The organism is Streptomyces sp. NPDC057623, from assembly GCF_042800355.1.
GTDB lineage: Bacteria > Actinomycetota > Actinomycetes > Streptomycetales > Streptomycetaceae > Streptomyces.
This window is the reverse complement of sequence record NZ_JBHVGZ010000009.1, coordinates 56,149-73,820: the sequence shown is the minus strand read 5'-3', so window position 1 is coordinate 73,820 and position 17,672 is coordinate 56,149. Positions and strand designations below refer to the sequence as shown.

General features: G+C 70.3%; 9 protein-coding genes and 1 pseudogene. All 10 read right to left on the bottom strand.

What is annotated here, in order from left to right:
- Positions 1 to 1,387 (bottom strand): annotated as a pseudogene (locus ACFU95_RS12605) (hypothetical protein); the annotation flags it as partial.
- A 100-nt stretch (positions 1,388 to 1,487) separates the two neighbouring features.
- Positions 1,488 to 2,021: a hypothetical protein gene (locus ACFU95_RS12600; RefSeq protein ID WP_383825815.1), complete on the bottom strand. Its 534-nt coding sequence runs from the start codon at positions 2,019 to 2,021 to the stop codon at positions 1,488 to 1,490.
- A complete protein-coding gene (locus ACFU95_RS12595; RefSeq protein ID WP_383825812.1) occupies positions 2,021 to 2,311 on the bottom strand; it encodes a WXG100 family type VII secretion target in 291 nt (96 codons plus the stop codon). Before ACFU95_RS12595 ends, ACFU95_RS12600 begins: the two co-directional genes overlap by 1 nt.
- A gap of 55 nt (positions 2,312 to 2,366) precedes the next feature.
- A complete protein-coding gene (locus ACFU95_RS12590; protein WP_383825809.1) occupies positions 2,367 to 2,702 on the bottom strand; it encodes a WXG100 family type VII secretion target in 336 nt (111 codons plus the stop codon).
- A 134-nt stretch (positions 2,703 to 2,836) separates the two neighbouring features.
- Complete coding sequence (locus ACFU95_RS12585; RefSeq protein ID WP_383825806.1) at positions 2,837 to 6,190, bottom strand: right-handed parallel beta-helix repeat-containing protein; 3,354 nt, start codon at positions 6,188 to 6,190, stop codon at positions 2,837 to 2,839.
- Positions 6,187 to 9,300 (bottom strand): hypothetical protein, encoded by a 3,114-nt coding sequence (locus ACFU95_RS12580; protein ID WP_383825803.1) that lies wholly within the window; start codon positions 9,298 to 9,300, stop codon positions 6,187 to 6,189. Before ACFU95_RS12580 ends, ACFU95_RS12585 begins: the two co-directional genes overlap by 4 nt.
- A 10-nt stretch (positions 9,301 to 9,310) precedes the next feature.
- Positions 9,311 to 10,645, bottom strand: a complete 1,335-nt coding sequence (eccB, locus tag ACFU95_RS12575) for a type VII secretion protein EccB (protein WP_383825800.1) — start codon at positions 10,643 to 10,645, stop codon at positions 9,311 to 9,313.
- A 10-nt stretch (positions 10,646 to 10,655) separates the two neighbouring features.
- On the bottom strand, positions 10,656 to 12,062 hold the full coding sequence (gene eccD / locus ACFU95_RS12570; RefSeq protein WP_383825797.1) for a type VII secretion integral membrane protein EccD: 1,407 nt from the start codon (positions 12,060 to 12,062) through the stop codon (positions 10,656 to 10,658).
- A gap of 115 nt (positions 12,063 to 12,177) precedes the next feature.
- Entirely contained in the window at positions 12,178 to 16,155 is a 3,978-nt protein-coding gene (gene eccCa, locus ACFU95_RS12565; RefSeq protein WP_383825794.1) for a type VII secretion protein EccCa, read from the bottom strand.
- A 46-nt stretch (positions 16,156 to 16,201) separates the two neighbouring features.
- Positions 16,202 to 16,876: a response regulator transcription factor gene (locus ACFU95_RS12560; RefSeq protein WP_383825791.1), complete on the bottom strand. Its 675-nt coding sequence runs from the start codon at positions 16,874 to 16,876 to the stop codon at positions 16,202 to 16,204.
- Positions 16,877 to 17,672: the final 796 nt, after the last annotated feature.

Below are 17,672 nucleotides of genomic sequence, written 5' to 3'. Positions count from 1 at the left end.
GTAGTGTGCCGCCGCCGGTGGTGGTGTTGAGTTGGTTGGGCGGTATTTTGCGTACTTGTGTGTCGGGGTTGAGGGTGTTGTTTCCGGTGTTTCCGCTGCCTGTTGACAGGTTTACGGTTTTGTTGTTGGGCAGGGTGTTTCCGCCGGTGTTGTTGAGTTGGTTCGGCGGCAGTCTGCGTACTTGTGTGTCGGGGTTGAGGGAGGTGTTTCCTGTATTCCTGCCGCCTGTTGACAGGTTTACGGAGTTTCTGTTGGGTAGTGTGCCGCCGCCGGTGGTGGTGTTGAGTTGGTTGGGCGGTATTTTGCGTACTTGTGTGTCGGGGTTGAGGGTGTTGTTTCCGGTGTTTCCGCCGCCCGTCGACAGGTTTACGGAGTTCCTGTTCGGCAGCGTGTTCCCGCCCGTGTTGTCAAGCGTGTTCGGCGGCAGCTTACGCACCTGAGTATCGCGAGAATTGTTCCCCGTGTTCCCGCCATTCCAGCTTCCAGTATTCCTGTTCGGTTGCCCTCCCCCGCCATTGATGTTCGGGTTGCGCTGGATCTGGTACGTTTGCAACGGAATGTTCTGCTGTGTCCCGCGGCGATTCAAGTCACTACCGAAAACGCTCTGGCCGCCGTAGCGGTTGATGGGCTCAGGTACTTGATTCTGCTGTGGCTTATAGTCGGTGATGTTCGGCTGTTTGTTATCGCCGATTGTATTGCCGAGCGGAGACGTGATGTTCGTCGTGGATACCTGGTTCAAATTGCGCGTCTCGACGGAATACTGTCTGGCCAGTGTGTGCAGTACCTGCCGCATGTCTTCCGTCATCATGCGAACGATCTCTTTGTTCTGACTGACCGGAATGAGACCGTTGCTCATCGCCTTGATGCCCTGGTCCAGCGCCTGTTGCGCGTACCAGTGGTCGATGACGACGATGTTCGCCTGGGCCACCGCGAGATTGTTACCGGCGTCGACCAGGGTCTGGGGGACCGATGCGCCCATACTGCCCCCGGAGAGCGCATTGGCACTGGCGGCCACCTGCTTGGAGAAGGTCTCCATCATGGTCATGAAGGAATCTGCCGCAGCGCCCTGCCACGGCGCGTCCGTGGTGCCGGCCAGCGCCTTGGCCTGCGCGACGAGGTTCTCCGACACCACTTGCAGGACATCTTGCACGAACTGGAACGCGTTACCTGCGTCGTAGAGGCTCTGCGGAGTGGCCACGCCGCCCGCCCGGTCCTCTTCCTGCCCGTCCGCCAGGTTGGAAGCGCCGACGATGACGGCCTCGATCTGCTTCCAGTCCCAGGTGTCGTAGTCGTTCGGCGACCCCATGACAGAGTTGTTGCCGAAGATCCCGGACTTGTCGTCCGCCTGCGTGGTGTTGCCGGTGTTGTAGTCCTTCTTGTCTGCCATGACGTCGACGCTCTCGTTCGTGTCTGTATGGGCAAACGCCTAAAGCGGCGTCAGGTGCAGAGACACCTGACGCCGCCACAGGCAGCCGAATAGTTTGTTCTCATCCGCCAGTACCGAGCTTGGTGAAGTCGCTCTGAGCGGACTGCATCGCCTTGTTCAGATCCTCGGCCGTCATCTTGGCCTCTTCCTCGGTGGTCTTGTACTTCGCACTCAGCTGGCGCATGCCGGCACTGATGTCTGTCAGACCCTGACCGAGATCGTGGAGAATCTTGAGGTATGTGTTCTGGAGCCCTGTGTCGCCGTTGGCGCCACAGGCGGACTGCCGGAGCGCATAGGCGTCGTAGAAGGCCCCGGGATTGACCCGCTGGAGGTCGACGAGCGTCTGGTACGCCTGCTTCACCGGCTCCGCGAGCCTGTCCATGTTACCGGCGAAGAGTTCCATGGACGGCGTGTTGACCGAGGTCCTGCGCCCGTTGCCGGAACCACCCGGAACCGGCGGCGCCGGGGGGTCGTGCTGGTCCGGTCCGGACCGCGTGTGCGGCGGGTGGAAGGTCGTCGGGTCCCACTCCTTGAGAGGAGGGGGAGGCGGCTCCTCCTCCTTGGGGTCCCAGTTCAGGGAGTCTGTGTCCGGCATCAGCGGTTCCAGATGTTGATGCCGGACCTCTCACCGGCGGCGTACTCGCCGATGATCTGGGTGAGCGAATTCTGGGCGTTGGTGGCCTGCACGGTCATGTCGTTGGCGGCCGTGGCCCAGACGCTCCGCTGGCTGTCGAACAGGTCGCGCGCGCCGCTCTCCCACTCGGTGATGGCCTGCATCGTGCCGCTCTGCAGTTCCTGCAGGAAGTCGTTGATCTGCGTGGAAATGCGACTCATCTCCGTGACCGCGGACTCAAGGCCGTCAAACTGAAGACTGTAATCTGCCATGTTCTTCTCCTGTCTGTGAAAGCTGTCTGTGAAAGCTGTCTGAAATGCTGACTTACTAGAACCCGGGGAGCGTCGGGGTGGTGATCCCGGAGGCGGCCTGCTGGGCCTTCCGGATGCTCTCCTCGTTCGTCTGCGTCAGGATGCTGGTGTTCTGGCTCAGGGCGTTCTCCATGCCGTTGAGGACCGTGATCACCTTGTTGAAGTCGACGAGCCAGTTCTGCAGCGCCCGGTCGAATGCCATGAACGCCTGGCCGGTCCACACGGCCTGAATGTTGCCGACCGTCGTGGACATCGCCTTGTACTGGCCGTCGAAGTTGGCGACGCCGTTCGAGAAGACGTTGATGGCCTTTTGAAGTCCAGCAAGGTCGACCTGTGTCATATTGCCCGCCATCGAGCCCTCCAGTTCTTGGTGCGGGTTCCTTCTTGAACCGCCTGGTCATACCTTCTCGAATGGCGGGGGCCGAAGGAACCGCATTCGCCGTCCCTTGCCCCGTCCACCAGCGATAGTTGCCCCGGCGACTCCCGTCAGGCCCCCGCGCCCGCCTCCGCCATGGCCGGACTGCCCTCTTCAGGAGGCACCTGACCTGCGCCTGCGCCTGCGCCTGTTCCTGCCCCTGCGTCGGCGGTGTCGGCGGCGTCCGTCCGGGCGGCCGGCCGGATCGCGGGGGAGTCGGCCGCGGCCAGACGTTCGGCGAAACGGTGCGCCCCGTACGCGCCCGCCGGGGGCGGAGACTCGGTGAAATGCTCGACGAGCGAGGTGCGCACAGGAGCGTCGACTGTGAATCCACGTACCGTCAGATAACGCCACGACAACTCGGCCAGCTCCGCCCCGGAGTAGTCGGCGAACGGCAGGTACTCGGCGAAGCAGGCAGCCAGTTCGGAGCCCGGGCGCGCGTTCAGGGCCTCCGCCAGCAGCGCCTCCTCGCCGCACAGCACCAGCGCCACCTCGCCGTTGCCGTCCGCAGCCGCCCGCAGCGCACTCATCACGACCGCGCGCTCCGACTCCGGGCGGGTCTGGAAGGCCTGGTCGAGTTCGAGCAGCAGCAGGCCGCCCGCGGCCTCGTCGAACACGGCGGCTGCGAACGTCTCGGCCTGTTCCCGCCAGCCCGCCGGGAACTCGGAGAGTGCCTGCCGGTGCACCGCGCCGGTGTCCAACAGCCCGTACTCGGCGAGGCACCGCGCGTACAACCCGGCCACGGCACCGCGGCCGCTGCCCTCCTTGCCCGCGAACACGAGGTTCATCAGCCCCGCGACCGGCTGACCCTGCCGGCGCAGCTCCGTGAGCCCGGCGAGGCGTTCGAGGAGCGAGGTGCGGACCGCCTCCAGGCCGACCAGGTTCGCGATGCGCCGGCTGCTGCGCGGCTCCTGCGGCTGCCGGTCGCCCCCGGCACCGGCCGCGGCGGGCTCCGCCCCGGGCGGCTTCTCCACGTCGTCCGCCGTCAGACGCGTGAACTCCGAGTCTGCGGTGGGCGGATGAGTGGCCAGCCGGGACGCCTGACGGTTGATCATCGACTCGAACAGCTGGCGGGCCACCCGGCCGTTGCCGAAGGTCGGCCCCTTCGGGATCCGCTCGAAGTAGGTGGTGAGCCCCTCCAGCGCGGAATCGGTGAGCTCGTAGTAGTGCTTGCCGCACAGGCCCCGGACGATCGTCACCAGCTCGTCCACCGAGTAGTTGGGGAACTCGACGGTGCGGGAGAAGCGGGACGCCATACCGGGGTTGGAGGCCAGGAACTGGTCCATCTGCTCGGAGTAGCCGGCGACGATCACCACGATCTCGTCGCGGTGGTCCTCCATCATCTTCATGAGGGCGTCGACGGCCTCCTGACCGAAGTCCGGGCCGCTTCCCTTGGCCTGGCTGGTCAGCGTGTAGGCCTCGTCGATGAAGAGCACACCGCCGATCGCCTTGGTGACGACCTCCGTGGTCTTGATGGCCGTGGCGCCGATGTACTGCGCGACGAGGTCGGCGCGCGCGACCTCCACGATGTGGCCCTTGCTGAGGATGCCCAGTTCGGCGAGGACCGCGCCGTAGAGCCGGGCCACGGTGGTCTTGCCGGTACCCGGTGGGCCGGCGAACACCAGGTGCCGGCTCATCGGAGGCATGGGCAGGCCCATCTCCTCCCGGCGCTGGGCCATCTTGTTGAGGTTGATGAGGCTGGTGACCTCGTGCTTGACGCTCTCCAGCCCGACCAGCGCGTCGAGTTCGGCGAGCGGTCCGGTGCCGGTGTGCTGCGCGGTCTCCGACGCCTCGGACCGCTCGGCGCCGTCCTCCTTCCGCTGCCGCCCCTTCGAAGCGGCACGCCCGGACTGGTCCTGCCGGTCGCCGCCGGTCAGGTTGCCGACCGAGAACTGCGGGTTGTCCCGCAGCTGGTGCACCTGAAGCCCGCCGTTGTCCCGCACTTCGCAGTCGCGGACGCTGACCGGCTCCTCGGTGTTGGTGCGTACACCGTCCCCGGCGTTGTCGAAGATCACACAGTTGCTGACCTCGGCCCGAGCGGTCGCCTGGATGTTGACGCCGTGCCCGCGGGCACTGTGCACCCGGCACCCGATGGCCGTGACCGATCCGCCGCCGGTCACCCGGATCGCGTCGGTCCCGGAGCCGGCGATCTCGCTGTCCCGCACAATGAGCGCGGCGTCCTTCCCGACGAGGACCTCGCAGCCCTGGAGCCGGGCGGACACGACCTCCGCCTCGGAGCCGTCGGTCAGCGAGAACCCACAGCCACCGGCGGTGCGCAGGCGCAACTCCTGGAACCTGCCCGTGCCCTTCTCGGCCAGCTCCACCGCGTTCGCCCGGTCCGTGGCGATCTCGCTGTCCCGCACCATGACCCTGGCACCGCCCGCCACCCGCAGCCCCGTGCCGGCGCCCTCCGCCACCGTCAGCTGCTCCGCCTCGACGGCGGCACCCTCCGTGACGAGCACGGCCGCCTGGGCCGCCTCGCGTACGGCCAGCTGCTTGAGGGCGACCGTGCTGCCGTCCTCCACGCTTACGCCCACCGACGCCCGCGTGATCTCGCAGTTCTCCAGCCGGGGCCGCGACTTCCCGGTGATCCGGACGGCGGTTCCGCCCGGGGCGGAGACCCCGCACCCCTTGAGCAGCGGGGCCGAACCGCCGGCGATGTGCACCGACTCCGCGCCGGCACCGTAGAAACGGCAGCCGGTGAGGGTGATCCGGCCCTTGCCGGTGAGGTACGCGTCCACGCTCGCGCTCTCGGTCACGGTGACGCCCGACACGGTCGCCGCGCCGTTCTGCTCGACGACCAGCGCCGGTTTGCCGCTCGCGGTGATCGCCGTGTCCTTGACCTCCGCGTGCCCGTTGCCGTTGACGCAGATGCCGTTGCCGCCCGCCCGGTCGATGACACTCTCCCGGACCGCCAGCCGCCCGCCCTCGGCGACCACGATCGCGGACGAGCCGGTCTCGTTGACGACGGTCTTCTCGACCGTGTTGCCGCCGGGCGAGGTCACCACGATGCCGGCGCCCTGCGCCTCGTCGATCCGGCAGTCACGTGCCACCAGCGTTCCCTGATGCCACGCCAGGATCGCCGTCCACCCCGCACCGGTGATCCGGCAGGCGTCGAGTGCGGCCTCGCCGCGCCGGATCTCTACGGCGGCCGTGTCGTCGTCCCCGCCGGAGATCGTCAGACCGGAGAGCTGCACCGCCTCGGTGTCGATGACGACGGCGCTGCCCGAGCCTACGTGGATCCGCACGTCACTCCCGCCGCTCGCGGCGGAGATGGTCACCATGCGTGTGATGACCAGGGGTTCCTCGTACGTCCCCGCGGCCACGGTGATCACCGCGCCATCCGAAGCGGCGCGCAGTGCCTCGCCTATGGACTGGTAGGCGCCGGGACGGTCCCGGGAGACCAGCAGGACCTGCCTCGTCATGGCGTCGTTCCCTTCCTGGGTGGTGCGGTGCCGGCGCCACGGCCGGTCACGATCAGCCCCGGTGGATTGCGGAGGGAGCCGAGGGCCGCCGCCGGGAGCCGTACGACGGGCTTGCCGTCCCGCCACTCGGTTTCGGCCTGCTCCAGCCTTGCCATCGCGAGGTCGTCCAGCGGGAGGCGCCGGATGTCGACGCTCCCGTCCGCGCCGATCTCCGGGCCCGTCAGCTCCCGTAGCAGCAGCACGCGCCGTTCCTCGTCGCGCACCCCGAGCACCTTGAAACTGGTGCCGGGCAGGTAGAGCACCCGGTCGGGAACGGTCGGGTCCAGCAGGGCGGTTCGGCGGGCGGTCATCGACCAGATCAGTACGTCGACGTCGCCGGCCATCTCGGGATGCGCGGCGGTCAGCGCGCAGCAGAACGCCCATTCGGTGACGAGCCGGCGCTTGCCGTACCACTGCCACTCCGCCTCGCTCAGCGTGGCGCGCAGCAGTGTGGCTCCGCGATAGGACGGCAGTCGGCGCAGTCCCGACGCCACGCAGCGGGCCAGCGGCACATGGGGGCCGACGGTCGCGCCGCGCACCGCGCTGTCGATCCGGTCGGTTCCACCCGACAGGTACAGCCGGACCGCGACCAGGTCGGTGACCACGTCATCGGCCGACTGCTTGGATCCACCGCGCAGCCCCGGGGACTCGGACAGCACCCGCGCCACGTGGTTCGCGGCGGAGTCGTACTGCTCCTTCAACGTCCGTCGCAACCAGGTGCGTTCCTGCTCGATTCCGTGCTCCGGGGGTACGGCGCAGGCGTCGGGCGCGGGTACGGGCTGCATGCGTACGGCCGGCCGCTGGGCCTTGGGCCGCGCCGCGGGCGTGGGAGCCGGCGCGGGAGCAGGCGCGTCCGGGGGAGCGGGGGCCGCTGCCGGGTTCGGAGGCGGGGTCGGGGCCCGGGGCGACATGGGGGCGGCCGCCGGAGGAGGCGGCGGGGAGGACGCGGCCGCCGGTCGCGGTGCCGCCGCTCGCGGCGCCGGGTCTGCCACGGGCTCGGGATCCACGGTGCCGGCACCGGCGGGCGCGGCCTCGGCCGATTCGGCGGGCGGGGCCCCGGGAGGCGGGGCCGACTCCAGCCGGAGGGACCGCGGACGTAGGGGAGCGGGCGCGGGTATGGACGCCTGCGACGCCTGTGCCTGGCGCCCACCGGACGCGGCCGGATCGGTGGGATCCGCAGCATCGGGGGGCACGGGTGCGGAGGCGGCGGGTGCGGCCCCGGGTTCGCTGACACCGGGCACCGGTGTGGGCTCCGACGCTTCGGCCGCGGCCTCGGATCGGCTCACTGCGGGCTCCGGCGCCGTGCCGGCAGGCCCTGGTACACCGACAACCGGCGCCGGTACCGGACCGGGCACGCTGCCTTCGGTTCCGGACGCGCCGCTGTCGGCTCCAGGCACCTCACTCGCGGGCCTGGACGCTCCGCCTTCGGCCCCGGGCACCTCACTCGCGGTCTCAGCCGGCCCGGTCGCGGGACCGGGCACATCGACGCCGACGCCCACAGGCCGGGACACCCTGCCGTCGGCTCCGGGTACACCACTTGCGGTCCCAGCTGGACCGGACGCCCTGCCCTCAGGCCCGGGAACCCCACCGGCAGGCTCGATCCGGCGCGGCGGGGCAGCCACTGCTTCGGCAGCGGGTCCAGCCTCACTCACGCCGGCCATCCGCGCAGGCTCGCCGGCCAAGGACACCTGCTCCGGCCCGGCCACCCCAGCGGCAGCGTCGGGCGCGCCCGCCCCACCCCTCCGGGAGGGCGCCGCGCCGGAGTTCTTCTCGGCTGCGTGCTTCGGGGCGGGCCGTACTCGGCAGCTTTCGGCGAGCGCCGGATCGAGCTGTTGCCGGACCTCCTCGGCCAGGGTCCGCATCCGCTCCGCGGACTCCGGTGTGCCCGCGTCGAAGTGGATGACCGTCATGCCCGGGTCGGCCGGGACGCGGTGCACCGCCGGGGCGTCGGCCGCAGCCGCCGGTGGCCGTAGCCACAGTCCGCTCTGGGTGACCTCCACAACGGCGTCGGGCGCGTACTCGTACACGCCCGGGGAGACCTCGGGCAGGCCGTCCGCCGGACGGCGGCGGCCGCGCAGCTCGGGCGGCGGCGCCGCGGAGCCGGGGGCGGCCGCGGGCCGGTAGACCAGCTCGCGGACGAAGGCGGGCGGGCCGGGCGTACCGTCGGTGGCCAGTACGCGGATCTGCGCAGCGTCGGTGCCCGGCTCGCCGACCGTCGGCAGCCCGGCGTAGACGGTGACCTGCTGGCCGAACCGGTCGGCCAGTACCTGACCGAGCGCGCTGCCCTTCGGAACGGCCACCGGCCCGTAGGCGGTGAAGCGGACCAACGGCCGGGCGGCCGGTGCGACGCGTCCCCAGAACCGCTCGATGTCCTCCACCGAAAGGTGCGCGCCACCGGGGCAGCCGAGTACCACGACGAGCCGGTCGGACTGGCAGAGCAAGGAGGCCGCCAGCCGGCGGCGATGGACGTCCTGCTCGCCATCGGGCTGGTCCGTCCGCCTGACCCAGACGCCACCGGGGACGGGTTCGGCCGTACCGTTGGCGCCGGTCGCGAAGGAGCACTCCGGCACGGCGTGATCCCACTTCGGCACGGGGAACCGGCGCGACACCTGCGGGGCGCGCTTGGGCGGCCCGAGCCGGGCCCAGGTGGACGAGCGACGCGGCTGGAAGCCCAGCCAGCCGGAGCCTGCGGCCTCCGGCACGAACAGCACACCCCCGGCGGCGGGCAGCACCCAGCCGTCCGGGGTGAGCACGGTCCGTTCGAGCCGGTCGGCCAGGAGCTGACCGGCCGTCATGGCGGTCTCGCGGCTCGGCCGGCCGATGATCACCCGGAAGGAACGCCCTCGGCGCTTGAGCAGACTGGCCACCGCCTCCCAGTCCTCGGCCGGCGGATCCTCCGGGAGGTCGACGACGACCAGAGTGTGTTCGGGGTCGTGGGCCAGTCCGCCCGCGAAGGCGTGCAGCTGGGGGTTGACCTTCCCCGCGGGATGGACCAGCAGCGCACCGCCGATGCTCTGGCACTCCAGTCCGGCACGGCCCCCGCTGCGCGAACCGCGATCGAGTTGCACCATGTCCCGCCCCCTAACCGGCACGTGCCGAGACGGCGGTCTTGGCTGTGGTGGTGTCCAGCGTCGGACCGGTGGGCGCGAGATCGAGCAGTTGGCGGGGCAGTGTCCGCACCTTGGCCCGGCCGTATCCGAGCGCCGCGAGGGCCTCGGTGTCGGCGAACGGGTACTTCTTCCCGCTGTCGGTGATCAGGTAGAGCCGCGACGTGGCGTCGGGCGCCTGCGCGGACTCCGCCGCGACGATCAGACCCTTGGCCGGCGGCACGAACAGACCGGAAGGTCGCGGCCCGGCGGCGATGGGCTCGGTCACGACCGTGCCGCCCTTGGAGCTGTCGGCCTTCTGCAGCACGCACAGTGCCGAGCCGCCGGGGCTGAACGTCGGCCCGGAGAGGAGGTCCGGCACCGCGGTCAGCAGCGACCGGTCCTGTGAGGCGGGGGCCGCCGCGATGTCCGCCGTGGTCACCTGCCTCGGCGTGGAGGCGCCGGGTACGGCGCTGAGCAGGGCGAACTCGGTGCGGTTGATCGGGGCCAGGCCGTCGGCCCGCAGCACGTACATCTCGCGCGAGCCGGCGGCAGTCGTCTCGAACAACTGCCCCACCTTCGCGGACTCGCCGGCCACCGAGGAGCCCGCGGAGCCCGCCTGCGGGATGCGCGGCGCGGTCAGCTTCCCGCCGGACGGCAGCTGGGCCAGCCACGCCGAGGAGACCCGGACGGTCTCCTGGGCCACCATGCCGAGCGCGACCAGTTCGGCGTGGGACAGCTTGTACGCCCGGCTGTTCCACACGAGGTACGTCGTGCGGTCCGGCCCGGAGAGCAGGATCCGCTGGTTGCGGGGAACGGGGGTGGAGCGGCCCGCCGGATCGAGGTCCACCAGCGTCTTCGCGCTGCCCGGCGGCAGGCACACCGCGCGGTCTCCGGAGAGCAGGTCGGTGGCGGGCGGCACGTCATCGGGTGCGCCGACGATGCCGAGCTGAGGGCCGCGCCGGACCTCGGCCAGGGTGTCGCGTGCGACGGAGACCGTCTTGGCACGGACTCCGGCGACCAGCAGCGCGGAGGCGTAGTTGGCCATGGGGTACAGCTGCTGGTCGAGGAGGAGGTACCGGTTGCCGGTCTCCTCCTCCACGATGATCGACCCCGGATTGCGCCATGCCGTGCTCTCCTTGGGGCTGATCAGACCGTAGACCCCGAAGCCCGCGGCGAGCAGGACGGCGACCAGCGCGCCGAACTGCATGCCGAGGTTTCCCCGCCGCATGGGGACCTCGACGGGTCCCGGATCACCGGCCAGCAAGGCGGACACAAGCCGGCCGACGGCGAACCGGTGGGCCTGGACGTGATCGCGTCGATTCTGCACCGCAGCCCCCTCAGCCGGCCAGCGAGCGGAAGTACGCGTACACGTTCAGGACCTGCAGCAGCAGCGGGATGAGGGCGAGCGCCGTGAGGCCCTCGAAGATCTCCCCGAGACGTCCCCAGATGGGCCGCAGCCGCGCCCCGGGCAGTCGCCAGGCACCGGTCAGCAGCAGAGCGGCGACGGCGAACAGCCCGAGCATGGTGCCGGCCTGTGCCACCGGGCCGGCGTGCAGGGTGCGGGACAGCAGGACCAGGACCGTGCCGAGCACACCGGCGATCACCAGGGCGATGCGCTGCGAGGCGTTGCCCACCGCGCGTGCGCGCAGCAGCACGGCCGGGCTGAACACCGCGGCGAAGACCCAGCCCGACCAGTTCGGGGCCTGGACCAGCAGGGCGGAGGCCACGATGAAGACCACGCCGGAGGAGAGGAAGAAGACGCTGAGGTAGCCGTCCGCCGCCGCGGCCTGGCGGTTGACCAGGGGTTCGGGCAGCGGGTCGATGCCCTGCTGCAGTTCCTCGGCGTTGTGCGGGAGTTCCACGACGCGCAGCCTGGCCGCGAACAGCGCCAGGCGCGGCAGGATCGGGGACAGCGCGAACAGGGTCGCCGCGAGCACCGCGGCGACCCGGGTGGCGTCCCAGGCGAGGACGATCGACAGGAACGAGCCGACCTCCACCGTGCCCGCCAGCATCAGCAGGGTGCCGAACACCGCGATCGGCACCCGGCCGGTGGCCAGGACCGCGGCGGCCGCCACCCCGGTGAACGCGGCGGTGAGCAGCCCGTCCAGCCGGCCGGGCGCGAACAGCCCGGCGGGGCCGGCCACCGCGGACAGCCCGGTCAGCGCGGCGAACAGGCACCCGCCCAGGCCGGTGATGGTCCCCATGGCCCGGTCTTCCAGGTTCTTGGTGACCAGCCCGCAGCCGACGATCAGGCCCACGGCGAGCAGGCCGCAGGTGAGCGTGGTCAGCAGATGGGGCCGGGTGGTGACGATCACGGCGGCGAGGGACGCCAGCGCCAGGCAGGCCAGGACGAGGCAGAGCCGGCGGGTCAGTTCCGGCCGCCAGCGGTCGCGTTGGGCGTTGAGCGCGGTGGACACCCCGTCGGCCACGTCGTCGAACCGTAGCTCCGACAGGAGGTCGTCCTTCGGCCGCAGATACAGGACGTCACCATCGCGCAGGCCCAGGGTCTCCGGGGTGCCGTCCAGGTCGAGCGGGGCCTCGCCGAGGCGCTGCAGCGCCCATCTGCCGCCGAGGTCTTCCTCGTTCACGGACGGTTTCAGCACGACGGGCAGGAGTGTGGCCACCGTGGCGGTGACGGGCACCGCGAGGTCGGTGTGACCTTTGGCCGCGCTGACGGTCAGTCGGCAGACCTCGACGGTTCCCCCGTGCCCGGTACGGGATGGGGGCGACGCGGCGGTGCTCATGGTTCTCCTGCGGTGCAAAGACGGGGAAAACGGGGCGGGTTCGATGCGCTGGGGAAGGTCGGTGCGGCGCGCGGTCGCCGGGCGCCAGGTGTACGGCGCCCGGCGGAGGGCCGGCTCACGGCGGAGCCGCCAGCCCGGTCTGAAGCAGCCCGACACCGCGCCGGGTGACGAACTGCGCACGGCCCGGGGGCAGGGTGCGCGGCTTGGCCTCGCCGATGAACTTGCCCTCCTCCTTGGGGTAGGAGAGGAGCAGCGCCGGACTGCCCAGTTCCCACATCCGGCGCAGCAGCGGGTCCATCATGGCGCGCATCGCTCCGGAGGTGCTGCGCGCGACCACGATGTGCAGCCCGATGTTGGCCGCCTGGGCCAGCAGCGGCACCATGGGCGTCATCGGGTTGTCCATGGCGCCGCCGGTGGCGAACAGGTCGTAGTCGTCGATGAGCATGAACAGCCGCGGACCCGTCCACCAGTCGCGCTGCGGCAGCCGCTCGGGGGCGATGTCGGGGCCGGGCACCCGGCCGCTCACCGACACCGCGGCGCTGGCCGCCAGTTCCGCCAGTGCCTCGGTGCCCACGGCGTAGCCGGCGCGGTACTCCTGCGGGACGTCCCGCAGGAGCTGCCGGCTGGGGTCGGCGAGCAGGATGCGCGCCTCGTCGGAGGTGTAGCGGGCGGTGATCGCCCTGGCGATCAGGCGCAGCGCGTTGGTCTTCCCGGTGGCGTCGTCGCCGAAGGTCATCAGGTGCGGCACCTTCGCGAAGTCGTGCCAGACAGGCTGCAGGCGCTTCTCGTCCCAGCCCAGGCAGGCCCGCATGTCGCCCTCCGGCGGCGGCAGCTGGTCCACCGGCAGGTTGCTGGGCAGCAGCCGTACGCCGGGTGCCGACCGGCCGGGCCAGAACGTCTCGATCTCCGCGGCCGCGGCCTTGGTCGCGCTGGTCAGGTCCTCGATGTCCGACGAGCCGTCGAGCCGGGGCAGCGCCGACAGGAAGTGGTGGCTCGAACTGGTGAGACCGCGCCCCGGGCGCGAGGGCACTCCGGCGGCCTGACGGGTTCCGACCTCAGACTCCATGCTGTCGCCGAGCCGAAGCTCCAGCTTGGTGCCTATCAGGTCACGCTGCTTGGGGCGGATCTCCGACCAGCGGACCGCCGAGGCCACCACGTGCACGCCGAAGGAGAGGCCGCGGGAGGCCAGTTCGGCGACCCGGTCCTCCAGTTCCTCGAAGTCCTGCCGGAGGGTGCCCCACCCGTCCACCACGAAGAAGACATCGCCGTACGGGTCGTCGATCTGCCCGCTCCTGCGCAGCGCGCGGTAGGCGGCCATCGACTCAAGGCCCAGGCTGGTGAAGCGTTCCTCGCGTGTCTCCAGTACCTGGGTCATCTCCTCGACGGTGCGCAGCACCCGGTCGCGCTCCAGGCGGGTGGCCACCGAGCCGACGTGCGGCAGACCCGCGACCGAGACGATGCCGCCGCCGCCGAAGTCCAGGCAGTAGAACTGGACCTCCTCCGGTGTGTGGGTCAGGGCGAGCGAGAGGATCAGGCTGCGGAGCAGGGTGGACTTGCCGGTCTGCGGTGCTCCCGCGATGCCGACGTGTCCGTCGGCCCCCGAGAGGTCGGCGACCAGGAGTTCGCGTATCTGCTCGTAGGGCCGGTCCACCATGCCGAGCGGTACCTTCAGGGCGCCGAGCGCCGGGTAGTCGCTCGCGCTCATCCCGCGCAGCGGGTCGGGCACGATGCCCGGCAGTAGCTGGTCGAGGCTCGGCGACTCGTCCAGCGGCGGCAGCCACACCTGGCGGGCGGGCGGGCCGGCGTCGCTGAGCCGGTCGATCAGCACGTCGAGCAGGCTCTCGGAGCTCTCGGACTGCTCCTCGTCGGGTGACGGCTCGTCCGCGTCCTGGGCCTGATCCGCGTCGGTGGACGCCAAACCGGCCTGCAGCGGCGGCCGCTGCTCCAGGCCGAAGGGGACGATCTCGGCGGCCGGGCCGCTCGGGTCGTCGCCCGTGGCGGCGCGGATCTGCGGCTGCGGACAGGGCCCGGAGACGTAGGCGGCCTTGAACCGGACGAGGTTGGTGGTGTCGATCTTCAGATAGCCGTGGCCCGGCGCCGAGGGCAGCTCGTAGGCGCCCGTGATGCCGATGACGCTGCGCGACTCCATGGAGGAGAAGGTGCGCAGGGCGATCCGGTAGGAGAGGTGGCCGGCGACCTTGTGGATGCTGCCCTCGTCGAGTCGCTGCGAGGCGAGCAGCAGATGCACGCCGAGGCTTCGCCCGACGCGTCCGATCATCACGAACAGCTCGATGAACTCCGGCTTGCTGGAGAGGAGTTCGGAGAACTCGTCGACGATGAGGAGCAGCGAGGGCATCGGGGCCAGCCGGGCGCCGCCCAGCCTGGCCTTCTCGTACTCGAAGAGGGAGGGGTAGCCGGCCTCGCGGAGCAGTTCCTGACGGCGGATCACCTCTCCCTGGAGCGAGTCGCGCATCCGGTCGACCAGCGGCAGCTCGTCGGCCAGGTTGGTGATCACCGCGGAGGTGTGCGGCAGCTTCTCCATGTTGAGGAAGGTGGCGCCGCCCTTGAAGTCGACCAGGACCAGGTTGAGGATCTCGGAGGAGTGGGTCGCGCACAGGCCGATGACCAGGGTGCGCAGCAGTTCGCTCTTGCCGGAGCCGGTGGCACCGATCAGCAGACCGTGCGGCCCCATGCCGCTCTGGGCGGACTCCTTGAAGTCCAGCTCGACGATCTCGCCGTCCTCGGTCACACCGACGGGCACCCGCAGGCGGGAGTGCTGCGGGGTGCGCGGCCGCCACTGCGAGGCCACGTCGAACGACCACGGATCGCGGATGCCGAGCAGGGCGGTCAGGTCGAAGTCGTTCTCGAACGGTTCGTCGACCAGGTCCACGATCCCGCCGGAGCGCATCGGCGCGAGGTAGCGGGCCAGGCTCTCGGTCGCGGCCAGGCTCAGGGAGTCGGCCCGCGCGGACGCCGTCGAGTCGCCGGACGGGAAGGTCACCTCTCCCTTGCGGGTGGTCAGACGCAGCACCTTCGAGCCGCCGGTCATGGCGCCGGTCAGGTCGAGCAGGACGACGTTGCGCAGTCCGGCGCCGAGCAGCCGGGAGCCGGTCGGTATCTGGGTGCCGGCGGCGACGATCACCACGAACGGCTCGGACGTGCTCGGCGCCTCCGACTTGTCGTGGTCTGGCCGGTCGCTGACGTCCTGGCCCAGGAGCTCGATGAGGGCGTCGTGGTCGGTGGCGACGAGCCGCAGCGCACCGGCCGCGTCGTGCTCGCGCGGATGGGCGTTGTGCGGCAGCCACTTCACCCACTCCCAGTCCGCCCGGCCCCGCTCGTCGGCGAGTACGGCGATACGCAGCTCGTCCGGTGAGTGGAAGACGGCCAGCTGGCAGAGAATCGACCGGACCAGGGCGTACGCGTGGGTGCCGTCCCCGGCGAACTCGACGCTGCTGAAGTTGCGCAGCGAGACGGGGACGGCCATGCCCTCGACCGTCTGGTGGGCCTTGATGAACCTGCGCAGCGAGATCGCCGAGAGGGGTTCGAGGTCCTCGACGGGCTTGGTCTCCGGGGGGATGAAGTGCAGGGCGGCCCGCCGTGAGCCGAGCCCGGCCCGGACCCGGGCGAAGTCGTCGTGGCTGGCGCGGCGCTCCCACAGCCGGGGGCTCATGGCCAGCGACCACAGGTCCTCGGGTTCGGGATGGTCCCAGGAGACGGCGGCCCGCTGCTCGCCCGCGGCGTCCCTGGCCTGCTTGCGCAGCTGGGCCAGGTAGCGCAGATAGTCCCTGCGCTCGGCCCGCATCCGGCGCTTGCGTTCCCGGCCCGCCTGCCCGAGCTGGGTCAGGCTCATCGCGATCATGGAGACGCCCATCATCCCGGACATCATGTACGTGGTGGGCGAGCCGTTGCCCATGGAGAGCCCCACCGCCATCGCGGCCGAGCCCAGGCCCATGGGGAGGAAGGCCAGCGCCGACCCGAACTCCACGCTCGCCGGCTCACCGAGCACCGGTGGTTCGGCCAGCTCGATCTCGCCCTCGGGCATCGCGGGAGGGGTGGCGCGTGAGCCGCGCTTCACCGGCACCGTGTTCGTCATCCCCGTCCTTCTTCCATGGACATCGCGTGGAAGCGCTCCCAGAGGTTCACAGTGCTCCGCAGCGCATCGCGTAGGCGACCGCGTGCGAGCGGTTGCGCAGGTTCAGCCGGGTCAGCATGCCGCTGACGATGTTCTTGATGGTCCGCTCCGAGTAGTTGAGCTGCTGCGCTATTTCCACGGTGTCCAGGCCGTCGGCGAGCAGCCTCAGCACCTCGACCTCCCGCTCCTGCAGACCGCCGACGGTCAGGCCGTTGGGCACCAGCACCGTGCGTTGGATCGTCCGGACCTGTTCGAGCAGCCATCCGACCATCTGCTCGGGGACGAGCGCGCGGTCTCGCCTGCTGTCCCGGATGGTCTTCACCACACGGTCCCGGTCGGCTTCCTCGCGTGGCAGAAAGGCCACCAGCCCGCTGGTGACCGCGCGCATCAGGTGGTGTTCGGAGATGGTCCCGGCGACGAGCACGATGCGCATGTCGGGGTTGGTCGACTCGGTGGCCGCGCGTTCCATCCAGCAGACCACGTCCTCGGTGGTCTGGTGGACCGTGACCAGCAGGACGTCGGCCTCGCACCTGCGGTCGGGCGGGAGCAGCGTGATCCCCGGGACGGAGCGCAGACAGGCGACGGCGCCCTCGCCGCTGACCGGGTCACCGGCGTGCACGGCCACGCTGATCACCGCGCCTCGTTCGCCGACGACCGGCGCCTCTACCGTGCGGGCGGCCATACCGACCAGCCTGCGTCGACCGGGCGGCGCGCATGAGCGACGGCGCGCACCGCGAGAGATCTGACACTGGCCATAGACGCTCCAATACTGAGTGGTGCTAACCCGGCGCGCTCGCGGCCCTGCGCGGGTCCTTTCCCTTCCAGCGGCCGGGCCGGCCACCGGACAAACGCTGAATTGACGTGTACCTCACAAGCTGAATGGGAGTGGCGGGGCCGCGTCGGTCCCCTGTTTCGCGGGAGCGCAATGTGCGCGTGTCGGCGCATGCGCAAAAGTTGCTTTACTTCTAAAGCACCAGGGTGCGCCGGTCAAGCAAAGGTTTGGTAATTCGGCAGGTCGGCAAGACGTCTGCGCCTCCGGTTGGGCCCAGAGGCTAGCTGTTCCATGGGTTATGCGGTGCACGAGCGTCGTATGTGTGGCGAAGGTAATACGACCGCACGGCTGCGGAGTTCATCGAACATTCATCGATTGATCACACCGTCTCTGCGGGGTTGCGGCGCACTACTGAACAGATTTCAATTTCCCGCCGACCCTTGACAGGACTTCCTGGCCTCTTCGTGGTCTGCGGCCGTTCTCCCTGCTGTTCGAATCGAGGTGACCCGCCTTCGCGTACTTACCAGACGGTAATTTGTATTTCCTCGCGCGCGAGGTATTTCTCGATTCCCGGTGGCCTCGGACGATTCCCAGCCGACGGGTGCGGGGGGGCGGGTGCGGGGGGACGGAAGGGGGGTTTCCTTCTAGAAAAAGAAAAAAAGAACAGAAAAGGGCGGGGGGGGGTGGAGAAAAAAGAAGGGGCCAC